Source organism: Rhizobium sp. BK196, from assembly GCF_014193255.1.
GTDB lineage: Bacteria > Pseudomonadota > Alphaproteobacteria > Rhizobiales > Rhizobiaceae > Rhizobium.
In genome coordinates this window covers 25,576-47,292 of sequence record NZ_JACHZB010000012.1, presented here as the reverse complement: position 1 = coordinate 47,292, position 21,717 = coordinate 25,576, and the positions used below count along the sequence as shown (strand labels likewise).

At 58.2% G+C, this 21,717-nt stretch carries 20 protein-coding genes and 5 pseudogenes; 15 read left to right on the top strand and 10 right to left on the bottom strand.

Annotated features, from left to right (window positions below; all coding sequences use genetic code 11):
* Window positions 1-24: 24 nt before the first annotated feature.
* The 5 genes and pseudogenes from FHT78_RS28560 to FHT78_RS28540 all read left to right on the top strand — a co-directional run bounded on the left by FHT78_RS28560 (window position 25) and on the right by FHT78_RS28540 (window position 3,230).
* Window positions 25-918: an amidohydrolase gene (locus tag FHT78_RS28560; protein WP_183749908.1), complete on the top strand. Its 894-nt coding sequence runs from the start codon at window positions 25-27 to the stop codon at window positions 916-918.
* Between the two features lie 244 nt (window positions 919-1,162).
* Window positions 1,163-1,471 carry a type II toxin-antitoxin system RelB/DinJ family antitoxin gene (locus FHT78_RS28555; protein ID WP_183749907.1) on the top strand — a complete coding sequence of 103 codons (309 nt, stop codon included), beginning with the start codon at window positions 1,163-1,165 and terminating at the stop codon, window positions 1,469-1,471.
* A pseudogene (locus tag FHT78_RS28550) lies at window positions 1,468-1,753 on the top strand (type II toxin-antitoxin system RelE/ParE family toxin). Before FHT78_RS28555 ends, FHT78_RS28550 begins: the two are co-directional and overlap by 4 nt.
* Window positions 1,754-1,947: 194 nt before the next feature.
* Window positions 1,948-2,622, top strand: coding sequence for an XRE family transcriptional regulator (locus FHT78_RS29535; RefSeq protein ID WP_183749906.1), 675 nt, complete (start codon window positions 1,948-1,950; stop codon window positions 2,620-2,622).
* A gap of 110 nt (window positions 2,623-2,732) precedes the next feature.
* Window positions 2,733-3,230 (top strand): RES family NAD+ phosphorylase, encoded by a 498-nt coding sequence (locus tag FHT78_RS28540; protein WP_210289959.1) that lies wholly within the window; start codon window positions 2,733-2,735, stop codon window positions 3,228-3,230.
* A 63-nt stretch (window positions 3,231-3,293) separates the two neighbouring features.
* Here FHT78_RS28540 and FHT78_RS28535 read toward each other — a convergent pair.
* Both FHT78_RS28535 and FHT78_RS28530 read right to left on the bottom strand, forming a co-directional pair.
* Window positions 3,294-4,138, bottom strand: a pseudogene (locus FHT78_RS28535) (helix-turn-helix domain-containing protein); the annotation flags it as partial.
* Window positions 4,139-4,351: 213 nt separating this feature from the next.
* Complete coding sequence (locus FHT78_RS28530; RefSeq protein WP_183749905.1) at window positions 4,352-5,209, bottom strand: LysR family transcriptional regulator; 858 nt, start codon at window positions 5,207-5,209, stop codon at window positions 4,352-4,354.
* 99 nt (window positions 5,210-5,308) lie between these two features.
* Here FHT78_RS28530 and gstA point away from each other — a divergent pair, with 99 nt between their 5' ends.
* Window positions 5,309-5,926, top strand: coding sequence for a glutathione transferase GstA (gene gstA, locus FHT78_RS28525; RefSeq protein ID WP_183749904.1), 618 nt, complete (start codon window positions 5,309-5,311; stop codon window positions 5,924-5,926).
* A gap of 152 nt (window positions 5,927-6,078) precedes the next feature.
* Here gstA and FHT78_RS28520 read toward each other — a convergent pair whose 3' ends face one another.
* Window positions 6,079-6,966, bottom strand: coding sequence for a LysR family transcriptional regulator (locus FHT78_RS28520; protein WP_183749903.1), 888 nt, complete (start codon window positions 6,964-6,966; stop codon window positions 6,079-6,081).
* Window positions 6,967-7,075: 109 nt separating this feature from the next.
* Here FHT78_RS28520 and FHT78_RS28515 point away from each other — a divergent pair, with 109 nt between their 5' ends.
* Window positions 7,076-7,414, top strand: a complete 339-nt coding sequence (locus FHT78_RS28515; protein ID WP_183749902.1) for an antibiotic biosynthesis monooxygenase — start codon at window positions 7,076-7,078, stop codon at window positions 7,412-7,414.
* 349 nt (window positions 7,415-7,763) lie between these two features.
* On the opposite strand, the gene FHT78_RS28510 is transcribed toward FHT78_RS28515, so the two are convergent.
* Together FHT78_RS28510 and FHT78_RS28505 are read right to left on the bottom strand one after the other, a co-directional pair.
* On the bottom strand, window positions 7,764-8,240 hold the full coding sequence (locus tag FHT78_RS28510; protein WP_246715440.1) for a gamma carbonic anhydrase family protein: 477 nt from the start codon (window positions 8,238-8,240) through the stop codon (window positions 7,764-7,766).
* A 154-nt stretch (window positions 8,241-8,394) separates the two neighbouring features.
* Window positions 8,395-8,775 (bottom strand): annotated as a pseudogene (locus FHT78_RS28505) (nuclear transport factor 2 family protein).
* A gap of 60 nt (window positions 8,776-8,835) precedes the next feature.
* Here FHT78_RS28505 and ftrA point away from each other — a divergent pair.
* Window positions 8,836-9,885, top strand: a complete 1,050-nt coding sequence (ftrA, locus tag FHT78_RS28500) for a transcriptional regulator FtrA (RefSeq protein WP_348644772.1) — start codon at window positions 8,836-8,838, stop codon at window positions 9,883-9,885.
* Between the two features lie 47 nt (window positions 9,886-9,932).
* On the opposite strand, the gene FHT78_RS28495 is transcribed toward ftrA, so the two are convergent.
* The gene (locus FHT78_RS28495) at window positions 9,933-11,192 is read right to left on the bottom strand and encodes an MFS transporter (RefSeq protein ID WP_183749900.1); all 1,260 of its coding nucleotides are present in this window, start codon (window positions 11,190-11,192) and stop codon (window positions 9,933-9,935) included.
* Window positions 11,193-11,317: 125 nt separating this feature from the next.
* The gene (locus FHT78_RS28490; RefSeq protein WP_183749899.1) at window positions 11,318-12,523 is read right to left on the bottom strand and encodes an MFS transporter; all 1,206 of its coding nucleotides are present in this window, start codon (window positions 12,521-12,523) and stop codon (window positions 11,318-11,320) included.
* Between the two features lie 46 nt (window positions 12,524-12,569).
* Here FHT78_RS28490 and FHT78_RS28485 point away from each other — a divergent pair, with 46 nt between their 5' ends.
* Window positions 12,570-13,091: a MarR family transcriptional regulator gene (locus FHT78_RS28485; RefSeq protein WP_183749898.1), complete on the top strand. Its 522-nt coding sequence runs from the start codon at window positions 12,570-12,572 to the stop codon at window positions 13,089-13,091.
* 72 nt (window positions 13,092-13,163) lie between these two features.
* Window positions 13,164-13,647: pseudogene (locus FHT78_RS28480) on the top strand (GSU2403 family nucleotidyltransferase fold protein); the annotation flags it as partial.
* A gap of 202 nt (window positions 13,648-13,849) precedes the next feature.
* Here the strand turns inward: FHT78_RS28480 and FHT78_RS28475 are convergent.
* The 3 genes and pseudogenes from FHT78_RS28475 to FHT78_RS28465 form a co-directional block, all read right to left on the bottom strand.
* Window positions 13,850-14,290, bottom strand: a complete 441-nt coding sequence (locus FHT78_RS28475; RefSeq protein WP_183749897.1) for a type II toxin-antitoxin system HicB family antitoxin — start codon at window positions 14,288-14,290, stop codon at window positions 13,850-13,852.
* Window positions 14,291-14,295: 5 nt separating this feature from the next.
* Window positions 14,296-14,484, bottom strand: coding sequence for a type II toxin-antitoxin system HicA family toxin (locus FHT78_RS28470; protein WP_053249526.1), 189 nt, complete (start codon window positions 14,482-14,484; stop codon window positions 14,296-14,298).
* A 51-nt stretch (window positions 14,485-14,535) separates the two neighbouring features.
* Window positions 14,536-14,700 (bottom strand): annotated as a pseudogene (locus FHT78_RS28465) (transposase); the annotation flags it as partial.
* Window positions 14,701-15,007: 307 nt separating this feature from the next.
* Between FHT78_RS28465 and FHT78_RS28460 the strand changes: the two are divergent.
* From FHT78_RS28460 to FHT78_RS28440, 5 genes are all read left to right on the top strand, one after another.
* Entirely contained in the window at window positions 15,008-15,628 is a 621-nt protein-coding gene (locus FHT78_RS28460; protein WP_183749896.1) for a (2Fe-2S)-binding protein, read from the top strand.
* A gap of 3 nt (window positions 15,629-15,631) precedes the next feature.
* On the top strand, window positions 15,632-16,645 hold the full coding sequence (locus tag FHT78_RS28455; protein ID WP_183749895.1) for a xanthine dehydrogenase family protein subunit M: 1,014 nt from the start codon (window positions 15,632-15,634) through the stop codon (window positions 16,643-16,645).
* Complete coding sequence (locus FHT78_RS28450) at window positions 16,645-18,759, top strand: xanthine dehydrogenase family protein molybdopterin-binding subunit (protein ID WP_183749894.1); 2,115 nt, start codon at window positions 16,645-16,647, stop codon at window positions 18,757-18,759. The genes FHT78_RS28455 and FHT78_RS28450 overlap by 1 nt, the downstream gene beginning before the upstream one ends.
* A 504-nt stretch (window positions 18,760-19,263) precedes the next feature.
* Entirely contained in the window at window positions 19,264-19,992 is a 729-nt protein-coding gene (locus FHT78_RS28445) for a response regulator (RefSeq protein WP_183749893.1), read from the top strand.
* Entirely contained in the window at window positions 19,989-21,521 is a 1,533-nt protein-coding gene (locus tag FHT78_RS28440; protein WP_183749892.1) for an ATP-binding protein, read from the top strand. Before FHT78_RS28445 ends, FHT78_RS28440 begins: the two co-directional genes overlap by 4 nt.
* Window positions 21,522-21,717: the final 196 nt, after the last annotated feature.

Sequence of the window (21,717 nt, the reverse complement as noted above, 5' to 3'; positions counted from 1 at the left end):
GCGATCTCTTGAAGGGCAGCAGGCATGAAAGACCTCCCGATCATCGATCCGCATTTTCATCTGTGGGATCTCGACAACAACTATTATCCGTGGCTGTCGGACGGCGTGAAACCGTCTGCCTTCGGCGACTATACCGCCATCAACAAGACCTACCTCATCGACGACTTTCTGGCCGACGCCAAAAATCAGAACCTCGTAAAGGCAGTCCATCTTGACGTTGGATACGATCCTGAGGATCCGGCCGGTGAGACGCGGTGGCTGCAGGGCGTGGCCGACAAGCATGGTTTTCCTCACGGCATCGTCGGATATGCGGACCTCCGCAAGCCCGACGTCGCCGATCTGCTCGACGAGCACATGTCGTGCGCGAACTTCCGCGGCATCCGGCAGTCGATGAACTATCACCAGGATCCCGCCAAGACCTATCTTACCGAAGCTGGCGTTAGCCGCACGCCGGAATGGCGCAGGGGCTTCAAGGAACTTGCCCGACGGGATCTCAGTTTCGACCTTCAGCTCTACTACTGGCAGATGGAAGAATTTCTCGATCTTGCCCGCGATTTTCCCGATGTACAGATCATCTTGAACCACACGGGCATGCAGGTAGACGGACTAAGCCATTTCGAGGGGTGGCGAAGTGGGATGCGCGTGCTTGCGCAGGCGCCCAATGTCGCCTGCAAAATCTCAGGTCTCGGAATGGGCGATTGGACCTGGACGGTCGAAAGCATCAGACCCTATGTCGAGGAGGCGATCGCAGCGTTCGGCATCGAGAGGTGCATGTTCGCCTCGAACTTCCCGGTCGACAAGCTGTTCGGCAGCTACGACAAGATCATGGACGGCTTCAAGTCCATCACCGCCAGCTATTCTCGAAACGAGCGCCTCGCACTGTTTCACGACAACGCCGCGCGCTTCTATCGGTTATAGCGGCCTCTCGGAGCCAGCGTAAATGTCGGCCACTACCTGCATCCGACAGCGGCTAAACGCCAAGCCGCTAATGATGCAGTTCAATGCAGTTCCATAAATCGGCATTATCCCACCTGATTACGCCGTCTGCTCAGATACATTCAAGAGCAACTAAAAGAAACGAGAGGGGCGAAGGCTGCTCAAAATGCGCTATGGCATTTGTCATTCATTTGCATTACCATCGTACCGAAAAGTGGAGATAGCTATGGCTGCAAATGCACTCGTGCAAACTCGTATTGATGCCGAAGTCCGGGATCGGGCCTCCGCAGTGCTTGAAAACATGGGGCTTACAGTATCGGACGCGGTTCGTATCTTGCTCACCCGGACGGCCAATGAGGGTGCGCTGCCACTCGAGCTTCTCTCAGGCAGCGAGGCGCATGACGCGTGGTTTCGCACCAAGGTGCTTGAAGCGCTGAACGATACTCGACCAGACGTCTCGGATAACGAAGCCGAGGCACATTTTGCCGCACGTCGAGCGGCAGCCCGACTTAAAGCGGATTCTCGAAAATCGTGAAGCTTACCTGGTCTGTCTTCGCATTATCGGATCGCGACGCCATATTTACATACATAGAAGCGGAAAATCCGTCAGCCGCTATTCTGGTCGACGAACGGATCGTTGCTGCCGTTCGTCGGTTGATAGATTTTCCCGCGAGCGGTCGTGTTGGTAGAATTGCTGGAACCCGCGAACTGGTAATTAACGGTACGCCGTACGTCGCGGCTTATGCAATCAGCAATCCGTATTCTTCGCGTCCTCCATGGCGCGCAGGAATGGCCAGACACTTTGCCAACGAGCTAGGCTTTGTTCTCGGTGCTGAGAATTAACGGGTCGGTGGTTCGAACTGGTTCAAGGCGTGCAACTGCCGAATTACGAGGCCGTCTCGCGAAAGACCGCTATGTGAATGTAAAAGTCCTTATATGGATTTACAGACTTAACGAACTTGACCAACTGTCTCATCTTGCCTATCTTTAGGTCAAGAAAGGTTGGTTGTCATGCCCGTCATTAAAACGACAGCAAGCCAGCACCAAGGGAAAGCTCCTAGCATCGCATTCTCGATGAAATTACCCCGAAAGGCCGACTTCGAGAAAGCGCTCCTCAGGCAGTATACCAGGGCCGTCGAACTCAGCGAGAAGGCTGGTCACCAAGTTAGCTTCCGCGTTGTTGTTGATCCACTCGCCGGAGCGCAGACAATTTCGGTTGTCGAGGAAGACCCATCGGAAGCTGAACACGCGTTCCCTGTGGAAGAGGCTTCCAAACCGGACGAAGAACTCTCCGCCGCTTTGGCAGTTGCACGAGAACGAGGTCGCCGTCGCGTAGCGGAGATCCTGGGCGAGGATGATATGCTGAGCGCAGACGCGTTTTCGGATCTCTTGGGCGTTTCGCGGGTCACGGTCAACACGAAGCGACAAAGCGGACAGGTGCTTGGCCTGGATGGTGCCAAACGTGGTTATCGTTTCCCTGTGTGGCAACTCGATCAGGACGGTCGCCCTTATGCCGCGCTCCCGAAACTGCATGAAATCTTGGCAGGAGCCTGGGCGGTCTACCGCTTTCTGGTCTCGCCACATGGGGCGCTTGACGGTCGCACGGGACTCGATGCCTTGAAGCGAGGTCGGGACGCCGATGCGATCGCCGTAGCCGAAAGTGTCGCCCGCGGTGACTTTCGCTAAATGACCGGCATCAAGCCGCCTGCCGGTTTCGAACATTCGTCGCTCGATCTCGAAGTCCTTCCCTCAGGGTCTCGTTTCGGCCGGATCTATGCAGCGTCTTTCCCGACCCGTTGGGCTTTGAAAAGACGCCCAGCCGGTTCAGCGATCCACGCCGGCGTGACGCCGCAAAGCGGTTCGGTGTGCTCTATTTGGGCGATACGCTCAAAGTTTGCTTTCTGGAGGCCGTGCTTCGCGACCGCCGCGACGGTCTGATCGGAGATCTCCCGATTGAGGAGAACGAAATTCATGCACGGCGGTTCGCCGAGATCGAAACGACAGAAGAACTTCGACTTGTCGACCTGCGCGATGATCATGCTGTCAGAATGGGAGTTCCGACGGACGTCGCTAAATCCTCGCGCCAAAGCTTGGCGCGCGCGTGGTCGTTGGCATTCCACGAACACAAATCCCTACCGGACGGCATCATCTATCCGTCACGGCTCAACGGACACACGAACATCGCGGTATTCGGACGCGCCGTCTCAAAACTCGATCCGGTACGGATCGTGCCCTTGATAGGCGCGACCGGCCTTGCCGCTGTGATCAATGACCTCCGAGTCAGTCTGATTTGAGAAACCAGCGACAGAGGCACGAACCTTCCAGTGGTTCCTTGATCTCTGCCGCAGGCGCATCTTGACGAACACATCGAAGCGGGCCTGCTGCTGCAGGATATTTCTGCCGGGTGGGCGCGTCGCCTCCTTTTCAGGGTCAGGTGCATGCGCTCATGCCGGCCATTCTCTTGCGGATGGCCCGGCCTGATGCGCTCGAGGCCGATGCCGAGCCGCAGCCACCAGATCGATAGCTTCGACAGATTGTAGAGCCCGTTGGGGCTGGCGAACGGCAGGCCGTTGTCACTGCGGATTGCGCTCGGCAGGCCCTGTTCGGCAAACAATCGGCGGAACGCCTCGAACACACCCACCTCCTTTGTCGATTCAAAGGCCTCGCAGGCAAGCAGGTAGCGTGACATCTGGTCGGTGACCGTCAGCGGGTAACAGTATCGGCTGTCACCGAGCTTGAACTCGCCCTTGAAGTCGGCACACCACAGATCGTTCGGCAGCAATGCTTGCGATAGAGCGGCTCCCTCAGCCCAAAAGCGGTGTCGCCTGCGGGCATGAGCGACCAGCCCGTGCCGGTCGAGAACGGCATGCACCGTGCTCTTGGACGGCACGCGCACATCGCCGGCCAAGCGCCGCACCAAGAGCTCTCTGATCTTCCTAGCACCCCAATGCGGCTTATTCTTCTTGCACGAGATGATCATCGCCTCGACCGGCTCAGGCAGTTGATTGGCGGAACGCACCGGCCGGCGCGACCGATCCGTCAGCGCCTCCAGGCCGTCATCCTTGTAGCGGTTGAAGATTTTGTAGCCAGTCTTGCGCGAGATGCCGAACTCCCGGCACACATCGCTCATGCCTTCGCCCTCAAGCAGCCGGGCGACAAAACTTAGACGTTCCTCCATCACCGAAGTCTCTTTCCACGGCATCAACACCTCCCGCCAAAAGCGAAAAGTGTTACCCACGTCTCCGGTACAAAACGTCACCTATCTCTCAGGCCGGGCACATTCAGCATTGAACGCTAGGATAGCGAGCTATATGAGCGCCAATGCTAGGGCTCGGTCCTGGCAATCTTCGCCATTAAGGACAACGATCTCGGTAGGGCTAGCGTGAACTTGAAGACCGCCAGACCAGTTGGGCTCTCATCGCCGGGCGAGTTCAAGCAGCAGGGTTGCCGCCCGCCCATGCTTGCGCTTGTGAGACGCTACCAAGCCGAAGCGGCGGGACAATGATGGATCAAGCCGTGCCGTCCGCAGGCCTTTCAGTTTCTCGGGTAGCGTCGATTCCGGAACGAGGCTGACGCCCACGCCTTCCCTGACCAGCGCGATCGCACTGGTCCAGTCCCGCACCTCCATTCGCACATCCGCGAGTGATAGGCCGGCCGCTTCGGCGAGCGTGCGCGCATGGACGTGGCACCCACCGGTCGCGAGCACGAACGGTTCCGCAGCCAGGTCAGCAAGGGAGATGGTTTCACGTCGGCCTAGGCGATGCGCCATTGGTAGAACAGCGACCCATGCATCCTGTCCAATCACTACGGCATCGCTCTCGGCTCGCGGGTTCAGGACGACGCCGAGGTCGATGGATCCGGCCTCAAGCCAGGCCTCGACCTCCCGATCATCCGTCTCAAGTGCAATCAGTTCAATGCCTGGATGGAGGGAGCGGAAGCGTCGCAGGAGAGGCGGCAACACAGTGGAGAAAACACTGGGAAAGGCCGCGATTCGAACGGAGCCGGCTTCCTCCCCGGCGGCCTCGGCAGCCTCTTTTCGAATGGCGTCCAGATGCGCCAAGGCAGCACGGGCATGGTCGAGCGCCCGCTCTCCGAAAGCAGTGAGTTCGACACCATGCCGGTGACGCGCCAATAACTTCACGCCCAGGCTTTCCTCCAGCATCGCCAGCGCTTGGCTCACGCCCGATTGCGTGACGCCGACGTTCGTCGCTGCCGCAGTAAAGCTCCCGGCTTCGGCGACTGCAATCAAGCTACGAATTTGGGTCAGGTTCATAGTAGCAAAGCTTATATCAAAATTCTAAGGCAGTAATTTTTCTTATTCCACGGGATCTGTCAATGTCCGCCCAACAGCCGATAAGAATGGAACCCTCTTATGAAACTCTATTTCGCCAGTGCCACCTGCTCGTTCGCTCCCCACATCGTGCTTCAGGAATTGGGCCTGTCCTATAATCTCGTCCGGGTCGACAACCGCACTAAACTCATGTCAGAGCCGGGCGGTTTCCTGACCATCAATCCGAAAGGCTACGTGGCGGCGCTCGCGCTCGACACCGGTGACGTTCTCACCGAGGGGCCGGCGATCCTTCAGTATCTGGCGGACCTGAAGCCGGATTTGGGTCTGGCCCCAGCCAATGGCACCCTGGAGCGCGCCCGGCTTCAGGAATGGCTCAACTTCATCACCAGCGAGATCCATGCTGGATCGAGCCCGCTGTTCAACAGAGGCCTGCCGGAGACGGTGCGGGACTTCTTCGAAACGAAGCTGACGCGGCGTTTCGATCTCATCGAAGCCGGTCTCGCGACGCAAGATTATCTGATGGGCAACCGCTTCACGGTCGCGGACGCCTACCTCTTCACGGTTCTCGGCTGGATGAAGGGCTTTGGTATCGATCTCGGCCGCTGGCCGAAACTCACAGCCTACATACGGAGGATTGAGGTTCGCCCTTCGGTCGCGGCGGCGTTGGAACGGGAAGCCGCAGTCGCGCTTGTGGCGTGAACAACAGCCTGGAAGAATAGCCGAAGGACCGAGACCTGCGCCTGTTCTGCCGGATTATGGGGACTGAAGGCATGGCGGGGGATCCGTGAGACTGGTTTTGGAGTTGGATCTCCGATCCGAGCCGGGTGCTGCCGCGTGGCGCGGCGCGGCGCCTATTGCGGTTGCAGATGTTCTGCCATGAAGTCGATGAAGGCCCTTAGTTTCGGTGTGATGTGGCGGCTTGCCGGCCAGAGCACATGGAATTGATCGTTCTCGGTAACCCACTCTTCCAGTATGGACACTAGGCGGCCGTCCGCGATCTCGTCACGAATTGCAAAGGGCGGCAGACAGGCAACTCCCAAGCCTTCGACCGCCAATTCGACCAGCGGATCGACCGCCGTCGCGCTCATCCGCTCCGGGAGCACGATCTTTCCCTGCCGTTCCCCACGAGCAAACGGCCAGGGTCGGATCTTGCCGGTGGTGGGAGAGCGTTGATGAAGACATTGGTGCTGTGCGAGATCGTCAGGGGTTTCCGGCACGCCGCATCTTGCCAGATAGTCGGGTGAAGCGACGATCTTCAGTTTGAAGCGGCCGAGATTGCGGCTCATCAACCGGCTATCCGATGGTTGCCCGGTGCGCATGACGGCATCGAATCCTTCCTCAACCACGTCCACCAGCCGATCGCTGAAATCCAGATCGAGTTGCACCTCTGGCCAGGCGCGCATGAACTTGGCCATCACCGGCGCCAGCAGCATGCCGACCAGCGGCAGACTGACCCGCAGCCGCCCTTTAGGCGTCCGATTGGAACGTGCAAGTTCAGCTTCCGCTGCGTCGACTTCCTCGAAGATGCGGCGGCATCGTTCAAGGAACAGCTTCCCTTCTTCGGTCAGCGCGATGTTGCGCGTGTTGCGATGAAACAGGCGCACGTCCAGCCGTTGTTCCAGCCGAACCACCGCCTTGCCAACCGCAGAGGCGGAAAGGCCGAGCTTGCGGCCGGCCGCCACGAAGCTGCCGGTTTCAGCCGATTGTACGAAGGCGTCAAACGCAGTGAGTTTGTCCATGCATTCATTGGTACAAGAATTTAATTCCGTAGTCATCGGAAGCGCAGCCTGTTTTTCCGCAGCAAACCGTCCGCTATCTCTCGGCCTTCCAAAACCCAAGGAGACGCACATGATCCCCGCCTTCACGATCCAGCCCGCGCCAACGACATTCATCGTCAACGTCATTCACGTTCACCCCGGCAAGCAGGAGGAAGCCTTTCGGCTGATCCAGGATGTCGTCCACGATGTCGCCGAGCGCAAGCCGGGCTTTTTATGGAGCAACCTCTCCAAGAGCACGGATGGGCTGACGGTCGTGAATATCGAGGCGATCTCCGATGCTGGCGACGTCGAGATTTTCTTTTCCGATCCGGTATTCGTCGAAAAGTTCCGCAAGCTCGACACCGTCTCGTCGAGCGAGTTTCATACCTACACCGTTGGCGACCTGGTGCTGCCGAAGGCCCCAGCGTGACGGCCGGGATCGAACGACTGCCCCTATCGCTCCTGTGCGTACCGGCCCTTGCCGGTTTCTCACCATCCTGAGGCCCTAATACATGTGAGCGGGGCAATGGCCGGCGAGTAGTTCAGCGTCTATTTGTTGGGATCGCTCCTCGCGGCGATCCCAATTACCTCGGCGACACGAAGCAGGGGCAGGCGGATTGCCATTGGTCGGTATCGCTCTGCTTGCCTGCGCGACCGGATCGACGTTGTTCGTTGGGCGCCGGCCTGTCAGATGAAACCGGCGCCTCGCCAGTGCAGCCTGTTATGGCAACAGCATCCCGTAAGCCAAGGCGAGTGCCACCCGGTCGGGTGCCGTGACATCAACAACCGCTTTCGCTTCGATGAATTCCAAGAGCGTCGGACAAGCGCGACGTAATCGTTTTCATCACATCGGGCGCGGTCCTATCAACGCCATAGACGACGCCAGGAAAATCCAGTGTCTTCTGGATTGCCCAGATGGCTTCGTGCTGATCCGGCGACAGAATCTGCGCGGGGTCACCGACAGCCACCCATCCGATCGGTACGGTCGAGCCGGGTTTCAACCGCGTTCGAAGGTGCACGGTTCCGTTGATGCGGACTTCCGACCCCTGTCCGATCTGCGCCCCGTGAAACACGGCGGCTCCGGTGGCGACAAAAACTTCGGCGTCGATTTGGGCGCCAACCACATGGCTGTTTGGACCAACGATGCAGTGGTCCCCAATGGAGCAGTCGTGGCGACTGGTGGCGCGGATAACCGCATTCTCGAACACGATGCAATTGCGTCCGATGCGGATGGAGCCGCCAGCTTCCGCCACCATGCGAGCGCCATGCATGATCCTGCTACCTGCACCGATCGCAACATCGCCACAGACCGTTGCGTCCTCAGCAACCCAAGCATCCGCATCGATTGATGGCGACCTTTCTTCGTACGACAAAATCATGGTTCTTGCGCTTCTGCCTCTATTCTGGCCACTAAGACGATGCCCGTACAGTTTCGAGATGCCAGACCTTGGCAACGATCCGCCAGCCGTCAACGCCCTTCACGAAGCAAAGATGATCGACAAAGACATTCGCGTGGATCCGCAATCTCACCTTGACGGTGGCCGCAGCCGGCGAAAGCCAGTCGATCAGGATGATCTAGTCTTCGCGTCCCTGCGAGCGGCTTGCGGGGGATTCACGCTTTGCGATCACCTGGCGATAGTCGGCAATCGGGTCGACCGTAATGGCGCCTTCGTCAGCGTCGAACAGGCTGCAGGCCGGATGAAAGACGCGGTCGAAAAGCAAGAGATCGCAGGCGTAGAGGGCATCGAAATAGGTCTGTATGGCGTCTAGCAGCTCGGTATCGCGGTTCATTGCGCTTCCTCGTGGTTGTTGGAGAGTCACCCTGTCGCACGCCAACAAGCCGAGTTGCCAGTGGCAGGATTGCCAGATAAGACGGCATTCATGCCAAAAAAAGCGATCCCATCCTTGCCCGTAAACAGGCGTGTCGTCAGCCTCGCTTATGATGGCCTCTGCACGTTCGAGTTCGGGATCACGGCCGAAATCTTTGGGTTGGACCGCCCTGAAGCCGGACCAAACTGGTATCAGTTCAAATCGGTCTCGCTCGAGGAACAGGTTCTTCATGCCTGCGGCGGCCTGATGGTCAAAGCGACAGGCAGTGAAGCCGATCTGCATCAGGCCGGAACGATCATCGTCCCCGGTTGGCGCGGGCCCGATGCGCCTGTGCCCGATCCGATCTGCGACGCCCTAATCCGCGCTCATCGGGGTGGCGCCCGGATCATCTCCATCTGTGGAGGTGCTTACGTGCTCGCAGCCGCGGGCTTGCTTGATGGCCGCCGTGCCACAACCCATTGGCGTTTCGCCGAGCACCTGGCCCGCCGCTATCCCGCGATAGAGATCGACGCGACCTGTCTCTATATCGATGAGGGTGACATTCTGACTTCGGCGGGCAGTTCAGCAGGCATCGATCTGTGTCTGCATATCGTTCGCTCAGATTTCGGGGCGGAACTTGCCAATACGGTGGCGCGTCGCCTGGTGATGTACAGCCATCGCCAGGGCGGCCAGTCCCAGTTCATCGAGCGGCCCGTGCCATTGAGGCGAGAGGCTGACCGCCTGTCGTCGATCCTCGATCACATTCTGGCCAACCTCCAAAATCCGCACACAATCAGTTCTCTTGCCCGCCACGCCGGCATGAGCGAGCGCACTTTTCAGCGTCGCTTTCAGTCCCTGACCGGCTTGTCCCCGCTCAAGTGGATCCTGAGGGAGCGGCTGGAGCAAGCCCGCATCCTGCTTGAAACGAGCCCTACCGCACCCGATGAGATTGCCAGAGTGACCGGACTCGGAAGCGCCGAAAACCTGAGGCTTCAATTTGGTCGGCATTATGGGGTCAGCCCCGTGACTTACCGCAATCGTTTTGCCCAACTGCCAGCAGGTGACCAGACGCGCCTCAACGGCGCCAACTGAACTTCTCCAATTGATTGAGGTGAATACGGTCCCCGCGGCTGCACGGTTCATGCGACAAGACATGCGCCGCGAATATGTGGTCCGATCGTAGCTTCCGTCGAGCCCGCCGAGGATTGCGGTGCTGCTACTTTCGGAGGCGGCATGCGGGTGCCAACGGCGAACAAGATGGCGCTGAGACCCGCAAAACCGGCAAACAGCAGGAACATGCCAGCTCCACCAAAAGCACCAAGCGTGGCGCCGCCGAGTGTCGGTCCGATGAAGTTGCCGACGGTTGAGAACGAATGAGCACCAAAGTAGCTGCCTCTGTTTCGGTCGTTCGCAATTCGGTCGACCAGCATGTATTCGCAGGGCACAACCAGAATCTCTCCTAGTGTGAAGACAACCATCGAGATCGCCAGCCCCCAAAACCCGGCGGCGCTCATGAAGCCGATTTCACCCAAGGCAAACAAAATGCAGCCGATCACGAGGCCGTGGATTGCGGCTGTGCGCTCGATGAACCGGCGGGCAAATGGATTCCCGATCAGGACAACTGCGCCATTGATCGAAACGAGATAGGCGTAAATTTCCATACCCCCAGCGACATGGCTGGTGAGGTACGGAGCGAGCGTCGCAGACCACTGGCCATAAACCGCCATCAGCAGGGTGCCGCCGCCGACAAAGAAGGCCAACCGGGGATCGAGGATCGCGGCCCTAAGGCTCGTCAGCAACGGGACGGGCGCGGTCGCCTGAGGAACATCATCACTTTGACGGATGGGCACGTGCAACAGGTGTAAGGCGACCGCAAACGCCACATAGACAGCGCCTGCAACGATGAAAAGAGTGGTGGAGGCCGCGCCCGCAGCAATGCCGATCAGCGGTCCGATGGCCCAGCCCGCATTCGTCGCAGTGTAGCGCCATGAGAAATATTTGAGGCGCAGTGGCTGCGGGCACACGTCGCTCATCAGAGCGCGCGAGATCGGCTCATAGATCGCGAGCGCAACTGCGGCCACGATCTGGGCAAGGCAAAAGGTGAGAACTGTTTCGGCCAATCCCATACCGATCAGCGCAAGCGCCATGGAAAGCAGGGTAAGCGTCAGCATAGTCCTGCGCCCCATTCTATCCGAAAGGGAACCTGCGAAAGGAGCCGCGACAGCGCCCAACAGCGGACCGATCCCCAGGAGCGCACCAATCATGGCAGGACCGAGCCCGAACGACTGTTGCAGCTTGATGGCCAGGAACGAGAGCGTCATTGCGCGTGCGACGGTCACCAGTCCTGATCCCGTAACCAGAAACAGGACGTAGTTCAGTCGTTGTTTTTCCTGCTTCATTGCACCCTCATCACTATTGTAATCGAGGCGGCATAACCGCACTCGCGAACTTCCCATCTCTTAAATCAAATGAAACAGAGACTTTTGCAACGTAGAGCACTGCGGTCTGCTTGTCGCCAATCCAGTCAAATGACGCGCTCCTCGGGAGAGAAACGCGTCGCGAGCAAGATGAGCAGGCAGATGCCGACAGCCATCATGACCCAGGCTTGTGACAAGTCATCTGAATGGCCGCGCAGCCAGCCGGCTGCAAAGGGCATGATGCTTGCGATGATATAGCCGCCTCCTTGGACGAAGGCCAGGAGGCGGCCGGCACTCGCAGGTTCGTCGGCGTGGTCGAGCGTCACGATCAGTGATAGAGGAAACAGAGCGCCGATCCCCAGTCCAAGCAGGATCATTGCGTGAAGTGCCATAGTCAGCGGCATGGTGATGAGGCAGATCAGGCCCCCGAGAATGGCGAAAAGAGCGACGGCCAGCGGTCCCCGCCGATCAGGAAAGCGGTTGATGAACGCCGACACAGCAAGACCGGCGACAACCTCCATCATCGTAAGACCCGCGAGCATATAACCGGCAATATCTTCGCTGCGCCCCAGTTGAACATAGAAAGGTGGCAGCCATGCCAGGACAAGCGTATAGGCGCCCGTACCGACGCCAAAGAAGATAAGCAGGAGCCAGGCTTTGCCGCTTTTCAACCGTGATCGACCCACGGTTTGACGGGATGCCATTTGTTTCAGGGTGGCCTCCGAAGAGGATGCTCCTTTCCACAGAACAAGGGCAAGGAGAGCAGGCAGCCCCCACAGTCCCAGCATCGCTTCCCAGCCTACGAAACGGGACAAACCAGCCGCTGTCGCGGCTGCGACCGTTGCGCCCCCCATGATGCCGGTTGAATACAATCCCATGATGCGGCCTGCGTCGGAGGGAAAGACCCGCTTGATAAATCCCGGCATCAACGCTTGAACGGCAGCGATGCCAAGACCGCATGCTGCCGCACTGGCAAGAAGCCCGCCGCTGGAAAACCAGAAGAGCCGCGCTATGCAGGCAAGAGCGATGATCGCTACTCCGAGAGCAATGCCGCGTCTATCCCCAATCCATTGCTGCAGGGAAGAGCCGGCGAGCGCCCCGAGACCCATCAGAAAAACCGGAAGGGTCGTTAGCGCGCCCGCGCCGGTCGATGTAAGGCCTGATGCTGCTTCAATCCGGTCAAGGACGGGACCCAATGCAGCGAGAGCTGGCCGCAAGTTTAGGGCAACGGCGACAACGGCGATGGTTGCAAGGGCGTTCGAAGCGCGAACCGGCCGACCAATGCGTGGTTGATCGATGTCTGAAATATGCATATGATATTATCTCAACAGAAAGAATCTTAATATCGAGATATCTCTTATGGCAGAAGTTTTCAAGGACCTTGATCGGGCAGCGTCTGCGGCAGCGCAGTGGAGACAGGAGCGCCCTGATATCGATCCGTTTCCGATGGAGTTGCTGGGGCGGTTGGGAGAAATTACGCACATCATCATGCGCGATCGTCTCAACCCCTTCTTTGTGCAGCACGGCTTGCAAAGCGGGGAGTTTGACGTCCTGGCGACGCTGCGGCGGTCAGGAGTGCCGTACGAACTCACGCCCACCCAACTTTACGAAGCCGCCATGCTTTCATCGGGCGGGATGACCGCTCGCATCGACCGCCTCGAACGGGATGGCTTGGTTGTGCGAAGGCGCCATCCCACTGACCGACGGGGCACATTGGTGGCGCTGGCGCCAAAAGGACTTTCATTGATCGATGCGATGCTCGCAGAGCACGTCGAAAACGAACGCTCCGCGTTGGCGGGACTAACAAAGTTCGAGCAGGAGCAGTTCAATGCGCTAACGGTCAAACTTCTCGCAGGCCTAAAGTACCTGCCAGAACGGTGAGTGCGCTAGGAGCGATTCGTCGGAAGGCACACAGCTGAGGTGAGCCGCGTGCGAAGATTATCTTGAAATCCTGCGTCGTCAGCGTTTCAGAATGCCGAGGGCTATCGGGTTGAATTTCTGACGTCGAACCGTGGCTCCGACGACTATGTCGACCAGCCGGCAAAGATGCCCGCGCCCGGCGGTGCCAGCGCGGATCCACTGCGCTTTCTCGACTTCCTGATCAGGGATCCTGTCAGGTCATTGACCCTGATCGTCCCAGTATGCGGTCCTCAAGCTCATTGTCGCCAGCCGACGACACACCGAAGTGCAGGGGCCGGCGAAGCGAGAGAGACATTCGTTAAGCTGCTCCGCTCGTTGAAGCTTTGCAGCAGACGAGGCGATCTGCCGACCTGGCGCTCGTTTGCAACGAAGCTTGGGAACGCGGGCCCGCGTGGCAAGAGGGTGTTCGAACCGGGGCGGGAATGCTGCCGGAACTAGATGCCGAGCGGTTCAAGGGGTTCCTGATCGTGGGGCACGGAAAAACCGGGAAAACATAAAGCTCCCGTCTGAAGATTAGGTTGTATTCCGCTCCGTAAAGCCGAGCAGTTGATTTGACTGAAGGGGCGAGACAAACATGGTGCCGAGAGTTCGATTCCGCTCAAGGCGAGATGATCTACTTTCGGCCGTGAGGCCACATCCAGATACTTTAGTTTCGGGCCTGCGCCCGCGCAAGACAATCAGCGTTGTTAAAGAAACGAGCGAGCGTGACTATGTTCCACTTAAGCCCCTAGCCGCGTATCTGCGTAGTTATCATTGGGGTCGTCTTTTGCATGGCCGATCTCATGCTTGGCAGCTCGAACCAAGAACCCTGATCGGGTCAGCCCTTGGGCTTCAGCGAACGCATCGATTGCCTTTAGGACGTCCTCCGGCAGAGTGATATTGACGCGAACCGCTCTTTTGGCTTCCGTCTTGACGCCAACTAGAATTGCAACGCCATCTTGGTTCTCCGCGTCTGCCATCACCGCCTCCAGTGTGGAGGGTTCAGGAATTGCTTCGCCGTCTTCGGTTAGACCTTCGATGTGTAGAGCTAGGGCTTCTTCGGCCATAGCTCGCGCATCATCGAGGTTAATTCCAGCAGTGATCAGGCCAGGAAAATCGGGAAAGGATACACCGTAATCACTGTCGGCATCTTTATGGATCAATCCGATATAATTGCGCATGTTCGTTACCTCAGTTTGAGTCCGGCTTGCTTCTCGATACTTTTCAGCGTTCCGATTGGGATATCTCTTTTCGGGTGTGGAACAGTGACGCGCCCGGGTTTCTCGGGATGCTTAAACTGAACATGGCTGCCCTTGGTGGCGACCTCGTACCAGCCATCCTTCTGCAAGGCCACAATGATATCGCCACTCTTCATGCGCCTTACAATACACACTGATGTGTATTTTTGCAAGTGCGGCGTACCGAGGAGGCGCTTCGCCTCGGAAACCTCCATGCCGTATTTGGCTTTCCAATTGTAAAATGTCGCGTCCGAAATCCCATGCTTGCGGCAGAGGTCGGCCACCTTCGCGCCAGCCTCCTGCTCCTTCAGCACCGCAATAATCTGCTCTTCAGTAAATCTCTGCTTCTTCATTCGTCCGTCCTTTGATGGGCCGGACTCTAATGATACCCGTAGCAGGTCACGATACTTTAAGGCGATGGTTTCACGTCGAAACTGCCTGCCTGGACCGCCGCTCCGCACATTGACCGAAACTTCCATCTGGTCTGCGCAGGTAAACTGCCACGTCATCAATCGTCCAAACGTCCTCTGACGCGCAGGCGTTGTCGCGACATTTTGTTACAAAAGTTCCACTCCGCGGCACAGTTTTGCGACACCCACTGGCTAGTTTTAGATCGCCGCTGCGGTGGTGCATTTCGTTTTGAGGACAGGAAAAGCACAGATGACAGAAGAGAGCTCCGCTAATTTTAGTGGCGTCGGCGTGACGCGACGCACCGTCCTCGGTACCGGCGCCGGCGTTGCGGTCGCGACCATACTTCCAATGCAGCCCGCAATTGCCCAGGACACTCCTTCTCTCAAGGAAACGGGCAGGACGCTTTCTGTATCTACGACTGTGAATGGACGAGACATCGTCCTCGAGATCGATTCACGGGCATCGCTTCTTGATTTGCTGCGCGAGCGTGTCGGGCTTACGGGAACAAAAAAGGGCTGTGATCACGGTCAGTGCGGTGCATGCACGGTCCATCTGGACGGGCAAGCTGTCGTGTCGTGTCTTACGCTTGCGGCGAAAGTCGATGGACGCCATGTGATGACCATCGAAGGGCTCGCAGATGAAGTTTCGCTTCATCCAATGCAAACCGCATTCATTGATTGCGACGCGTTGCAATGCGGATATTGCACGCCGGGTCAGATCATGTCGGCAGTCGCCTGCGTTCGACATGGTCATGCCACGGATAGGACCTCGATCCGACAATTCATGAGCGGAAATATTTGTCGCTGTGGCGCTTACGCCGGGATCGTCGCTGCCATTGAAGGTGTTGCGGCAAATTCGAGGAAAGGCTGACCAATGCGACCCATTGATTACACCCGCGCCGACAGCATCGCAGCAGCCGTTGAAGCCTTCGCCGCGGTTGGGGCGGATGCGCGTTACATCGCCGGCGGCACTACGCTCTATGATCTTATGAAGCTCCGCGTGGAGCAACCGACGCATCTGATCGACGTCAGCGGGATCACTGGCCTCAACACGATTGACACAAACGGAGATGTGCTGCGGTTTGGTGCCTTGGCACTGATGAACGAGGTCGCTTACACACCTTTTGTGCGAGAGGAGTACCCGGTTCTCTCCGAGAGCTTGCTGAAAGCAGCCTCGCAGCAACTGCGCAACATGGCGACAGTCGGTGGCAACCTGCTTCAGCGAACACGGTGTCCATATTTCCGCAACGGCGCCGGATCTTCGTCGACAGTGGGTGTGTATCCCTGCAACAAGCGCGTCCCCGGTTCCGGTTGCGCCGCAATCGGCGGCTTGGATCGAGGCCATGCAATCCTCGGCGTCAGCGATGCCTGTGTCGCGGTATCACCGGGCGATTGGCCGGTGGCATTGACGGCTATGGACGCATCGATCGAGATCCATGGACCCGCGGGAACACGAACGCTCCCAATTTCCGATTTCTACAGACTACCGGGCGATACGCCACATCTGGAATTTAATATAGACCACGGCGAAATCATCACCGCGATTAGCGTTCCAAAGACGCCGAGCCGATCGTCGACCTATCATAAGATCCGAGATCGAGAGAGTTTCGCGTTCGCGCTGGCGTCCGCCGCCGTCGTTGTCGAAATGGAGGGCGCCATTGTCCGAACAGCGCGCATTGCGCTCGGCGGAGTGGCGACGGTTCCGTGGCGAGCGCACAGTGCTGAAGAGGCGCTGCGTGGGAAGCAATTGACGCCTGATCTGGCGCTTCAAGCCGGACGGACCGCCTTTGGGGATGCTCGTCCGGGTCAGCACAATGGCTTCAAATCCGACCTAGGAGCCCGGGTTATCGCCGATGCTCTGATGATCGCCGCCGAAAGGAGTGCTTAATGCCGTCACAAGTTTCCGCTGAAATCGTTCGGGTCGACGCCAGGGATAAGGTACAGGGCCGGACGCAGTACGCAGCTGATACGCAGCTACCGGGCATGCTGTATGCGATGCTCGTTCCCGCCTCCATCGCAAAAGGTAAGGTAACCAAAGTTGATATCACCGCCGCGGCCATGATCTCCGGTGTCACTCATGTTTTGTCCATCGGTGACTTTCCCTCCCTCCGCCCAGAAATATCGTTCAGAGGGCAACCAATCGCTTTGATTGTCGCTGAGACCATCGAGGCCGCGATAGAGGGTGCCGAAGCGGTGTCCGCTGTCTACGAAGAGGCGCCGTTCCTCGCTTTGATGACCAGTCCCGGCGCACAACGATTTGCGGCAGAAGGCTTCACTACAGGCGATGTCGACAACGCATTTCAACAGGCAGCGGTTACCGTCGAGGGTACTTTCGAGACACCGACACAGCATCACAATGCCATGGAACTCTTCGGGACGGTCGCAGAGTGGTCTAATGGACGGCTGACGGTTCACGAGGGCTGCCAGAATATTGAGGCGGCCAAGGGCGCGCTTGTCAAAGCGTTTGGGCTTTCGCCGGACCAGGTAGTCGTCCGATCTGAACATGTCGGCGGCGGATTCGGCCAGAAGTCTCCTCCCAAGCCTCAAACCGCCCTGGTTGCACAGGCTGCCAAGCTTGCCGGGCGGCCGGTTAAACTGGTGACGCCTCGTGGGCAGCTTTTTCACATCGCGAATTACCGGCCGCGCAGTGTCCACGCCATGCGACTCGCCGCCAATGCTGAGGGGCGGCTGGACGGCGTACTCTATGATGTGGTGCAAGAAAATATCCCCGACGGCGGGTTCCGCTCAAGCGGCTACCACGAGGATATCGCCCGTCTTTATGCCATCGAAAATTTTCGAGCCACATGTGGCGATATCCATATCGATCGCCAAATGCCGCGCCACACGCGCGGGACGCATCCGTTCCCCGCCGGCTTCGCGCTGGAAAGCTTGATCGACGAGATGGCTTACAAGCTCGGCAAAGATCCCGTTCAACTTCGCCTTGACCACGAAGCAAAGAAAGACATCATTTCCGGTCAGCCGTTGTCGCCGCATTTTCTCAATGACTGCCTGCGGGAGGGTGCGAGACGCTTCGGCTGGAGCCAGCGGTCACCCGAGCCAATGTCGATGCGGCTGGATGACGGCACGATGGTCGGCTACGGTGTTGCGTGCGGCATCTTCGGCGCGTCGGGATCGGCCGCCGAGACAACGCTGCGGGTTCGTGCCGACGGTACGACACGGGTGATCTCCTCCGGGCATGAAATGGGGCAGGGTATCCGGACGGCTGTCGCAAACACGATTATCCAAGGGCTTGATATTAATCCCGATCGTCTCGAGATTTTGCTTGGGGACACGACCGTGGGACCGCAGATGATGACGGTCGGTGAACGCGGCACGGCCAGCATCATTCCTGTCACCGCGAAGGCTGTTAGGGCTTTGCGCGCCCGCTTTGACGAGCTTGCGGGACCGAACCCACCGCCTGGCAATTTACACGAGCAACTGGCGCGCCTGAAACGTCTCCAGATCGAAGTCGTCGTTTCGGAGCTCGCGCCCGGCCAGGATGCCTCGGCTCTTGACGCCTTTCGAACAGGGGGGCGTGCAGGCGCCGGCCCCGAGTACGCCGGATTTACGTCGATGAGCTACATTGCTCAGTTCGTGGAAATCCATATCGAACCGACGACGGGCCGCATTCACATGCCGCGGGCCGTCAGCATTGCCGATATCGGAAAGGTCGTCAGCCCGGTGACCGCCCGCGGGCAGATGTATGGCGGGATTGTCTGGGGCTTTAGCACAGCGCTTCGAGAGGAGACAGAGATCGACCCGCGTTTTTCCGGTTACCTCAACGACGATCTGGCCGATTATCTAATGGCAGTTAATGCCGATATCGGTGACGTGGAGGTCGGCTTCATCGACAAACCAGACACGATGGTCAATTCGGCGGGTGTCAAGGGAATGGGCGAGCTCGTAATGATCGGCACCGCTCCTGCAATCGCGAATGCGATCTATCACGCGACGGGCAAGCGCGTCAGAAAGCTGCCAATCCGAATAGAGGACGTCCTTTGATCGACGGCAGCTCCCGACCAAATCATCAAGGCAGCTTGGAACTGCGTCATTGCACACCGCTCGGCCTTAGTGTCATTGTGACCATCTAAAACAATGACAGGACGGGAGCCGCTATTAGCGGCTCTGCGTTTTGGCCACGGCGTCCAGGGATCCGATCCGCTCCCGTGCGCTTGGAGGCAACTCGCTTCGCGCACTGTCAGCAGAGTGGAACTTAGCACCTAAAGGCGGACCACGGTTGACACGACCTGCGAATAACGCGCTGTTGAATGGGACATAGTTTGGCGTGACGTCGCTATGTGAAACTATTGCACCAACCGCCAAAAGCGACTTTCGCAATTTGATCATGACCTCCGAAAGAGCAGACGAGGGCTATGGTCAGGGCGATCACTTGAGGCCGGAGCCGAGCCGGGATTGATAGGGCCGATCGCGCTGTGAAACTTTGTTACACTTTTTTCGATGCGCAAACCCCAAGCGTCTGCAACAATAGGTTCAGAGGTTAGGCAGATGCAGAACACGTCGCATGTCGTGGTCGTCGACGATCACGGCGAAATCCGGGATTTGGTTCGGCAGTATCTTGAGCAGCAAGGTTACAGGGTGAGCGTTGCCGAAAGTGGCGCTGCGCTTCGACGCCTGCTCGATCGCGAGCGGCAGGTCGTTGACCTGATCATTCTTGACGTCATGATGCCGGGTGAGGATGGATTGTCCGTCTGTCGCCAGCTGCGTGCTGCCACCGATATTCCAATCATTTTCCTGACCGCTTTGGTGGAAGATACCGACCGCATCATCGGATTGGAGCTTGGTGCCGACGACTATGTCGTGAAGCCTTTCAATCCGCGGGAGCTTCTCGCTCGAATCAGAGCCGTCCTTCGGCGTTCCGCCAATCCGCTGACACAACAGCGCATCACTCAGCAGCAGAGAACCGTGCGCATCGCCAATTGGCGCGTGAATATGGGCCGTCAGGAAATATCTGGTGAGGATGGCGTCGGCATTCCGTTAAGCACTGCCGAATTCCGATTGCTTAAGGTGTTTATCGAACGGCCGGGACTGATCCTCAGCCGCGAGCAGCTACTCGATCTCACCGTCGGCAGGACGGCAGATATCTTCGATCGCAGCATCGACAATCAGGTCAGCCGGCTGCGAAAGAAAATCGAAGAGAATCCAAAATGCCCATCGATTATCAAGACGCATTGGGGTGGCGGCTATAGTCTTGCTGCTGAGGTAGCAATCGAATGAGTCACGTCTGGAACAGAAGCCTCGCGACGCAGCTTATCGCCTTCACCCTTGCGGCCTTGCTCGTTTCCCAGGCGCTGACGTTTCTGATTTCGTGGAAAGAGCACTCCCGAGCACTTGACGCAGCAGCCAAGAGCGAGTTCCTCAGTCGAGCGCGCACGATGACCCGTCTCGTAGAAACGGTTCCGGCCGAGTACCAAAGGCAGGCGCTGCTGGCAAGCGAGACAAGCGATTCGCGTTTTTGGGTGACGGACCGCGAGGCGGAGGACGCTGGGGCATGGCGTCAGACGGCTGCAGCGGAATTTTCCCGCCCTCTGGAAAACTTCGTAGACCTCGTCAGAATTTTTCAAGACGGTTCAGCCAGGACTCAAATCCCTGATGCGAAAAGAGTGGCAGTGTCAAACCTCGGTGAGGGGTGGCGCGTTCCAATGCAAAGTCTTTGGGCGCTCCCGCAGCCTATCAAATATATCTATTTCGATGGGTCGAGGGGCTATGGCTTGGTTATCAAGGTCGATGATCGCACTTGGCTGAACGCGGCATTTTATATGCGCCAGACCGGAGGATGGTGGACATCCACGTCGCTGGCCTCGCTCTGCCTGACGGCCGTCGTCCTGGCGTTGATCGGTGTGTTCTTTGCCAGCCGCATTTCAAGGCCGCTGCGACAGCTTGCGGCCTCAGCCGAGGCCTTGGGGAGGGGAGAAAACTTGCCGCCGATTTCCGAAGAAGGACCCGAAGAAGTCCGGCGCACCGCCGAGGCCTTCAATAAGATGCAAAGCCGGTTGCACCGGTTCGTTGAGGACCGGACGAAGATGCTTGCCGCCATCGGACATGACCTGCGAACACCCTTGACGACGCTGAGGTTGAGGACTGAGTTCGTTACGGATGAGGAGATCCAGCGGAAAATGCTGTCTACTATCGATGAGCTCCAGGCAATGACTGAAGCCGCCATTTCTTTTGCTCGTGGAGAATCCACCGAAGAAGAAACGCGCGACATTGATCTCGAAGCGCTGGTCGGAAGCATTTGTGACGATCAGTCAGATCTCGGCCAGCCAGTCGATTTCGTTGAAGGCGCAAAGTTGACCTACCGCTGCCGCCCGGATGGCCTCAGACGTGCCGTGAGAAACCTCGTTGAAAACGCCATCCGCTATGGCGGAGAGGCACGCGTCTTCATCCGACCAACGGCTGCAACCGTCGATATTATTGTCGAAGACCGCGGCCCAGGTATCCCTGAGCCCATGCAGGAAAAGGTTTTTGCACCTTTCTTCAGGCTTGAGGGGTCTCGCAATCGAGATACCGGCGGGATTGGGTTGGGCCTTTCCATCGCGCGGGCGGTTGCTAGGCAGCATGGTGGCGACATTTCGTTCATAACACGCAATGGCGGCATGCAAGCCGTTCTTTCCCTGCCACGGGACGGCCGCGTGGAACCGTCAAAGGTCAAGAAGGGGCGCGATTGGAAGCTCCTGCGAGGATCGATTGGGTCGCGCACCCAGAACCTTGCTGAAAAACAGTCAAAGCCGCGGACACAACAGTAATTCCGGCACTGTCTTCGCACCCCGGCTTGCCATCTTCATCCTTAATACCCAGAAGTCCTGCTGATACTGGCGTACTCGTGGCACGGTCTCGGCATCACTTAGAGGCCGGTGACAATCGATTACATTTTGCTTCACCTTCGACACAGCTCTGCGACATGGCAAAGCTAACCTTTCCATCATGATCAAAGCGAGCGGT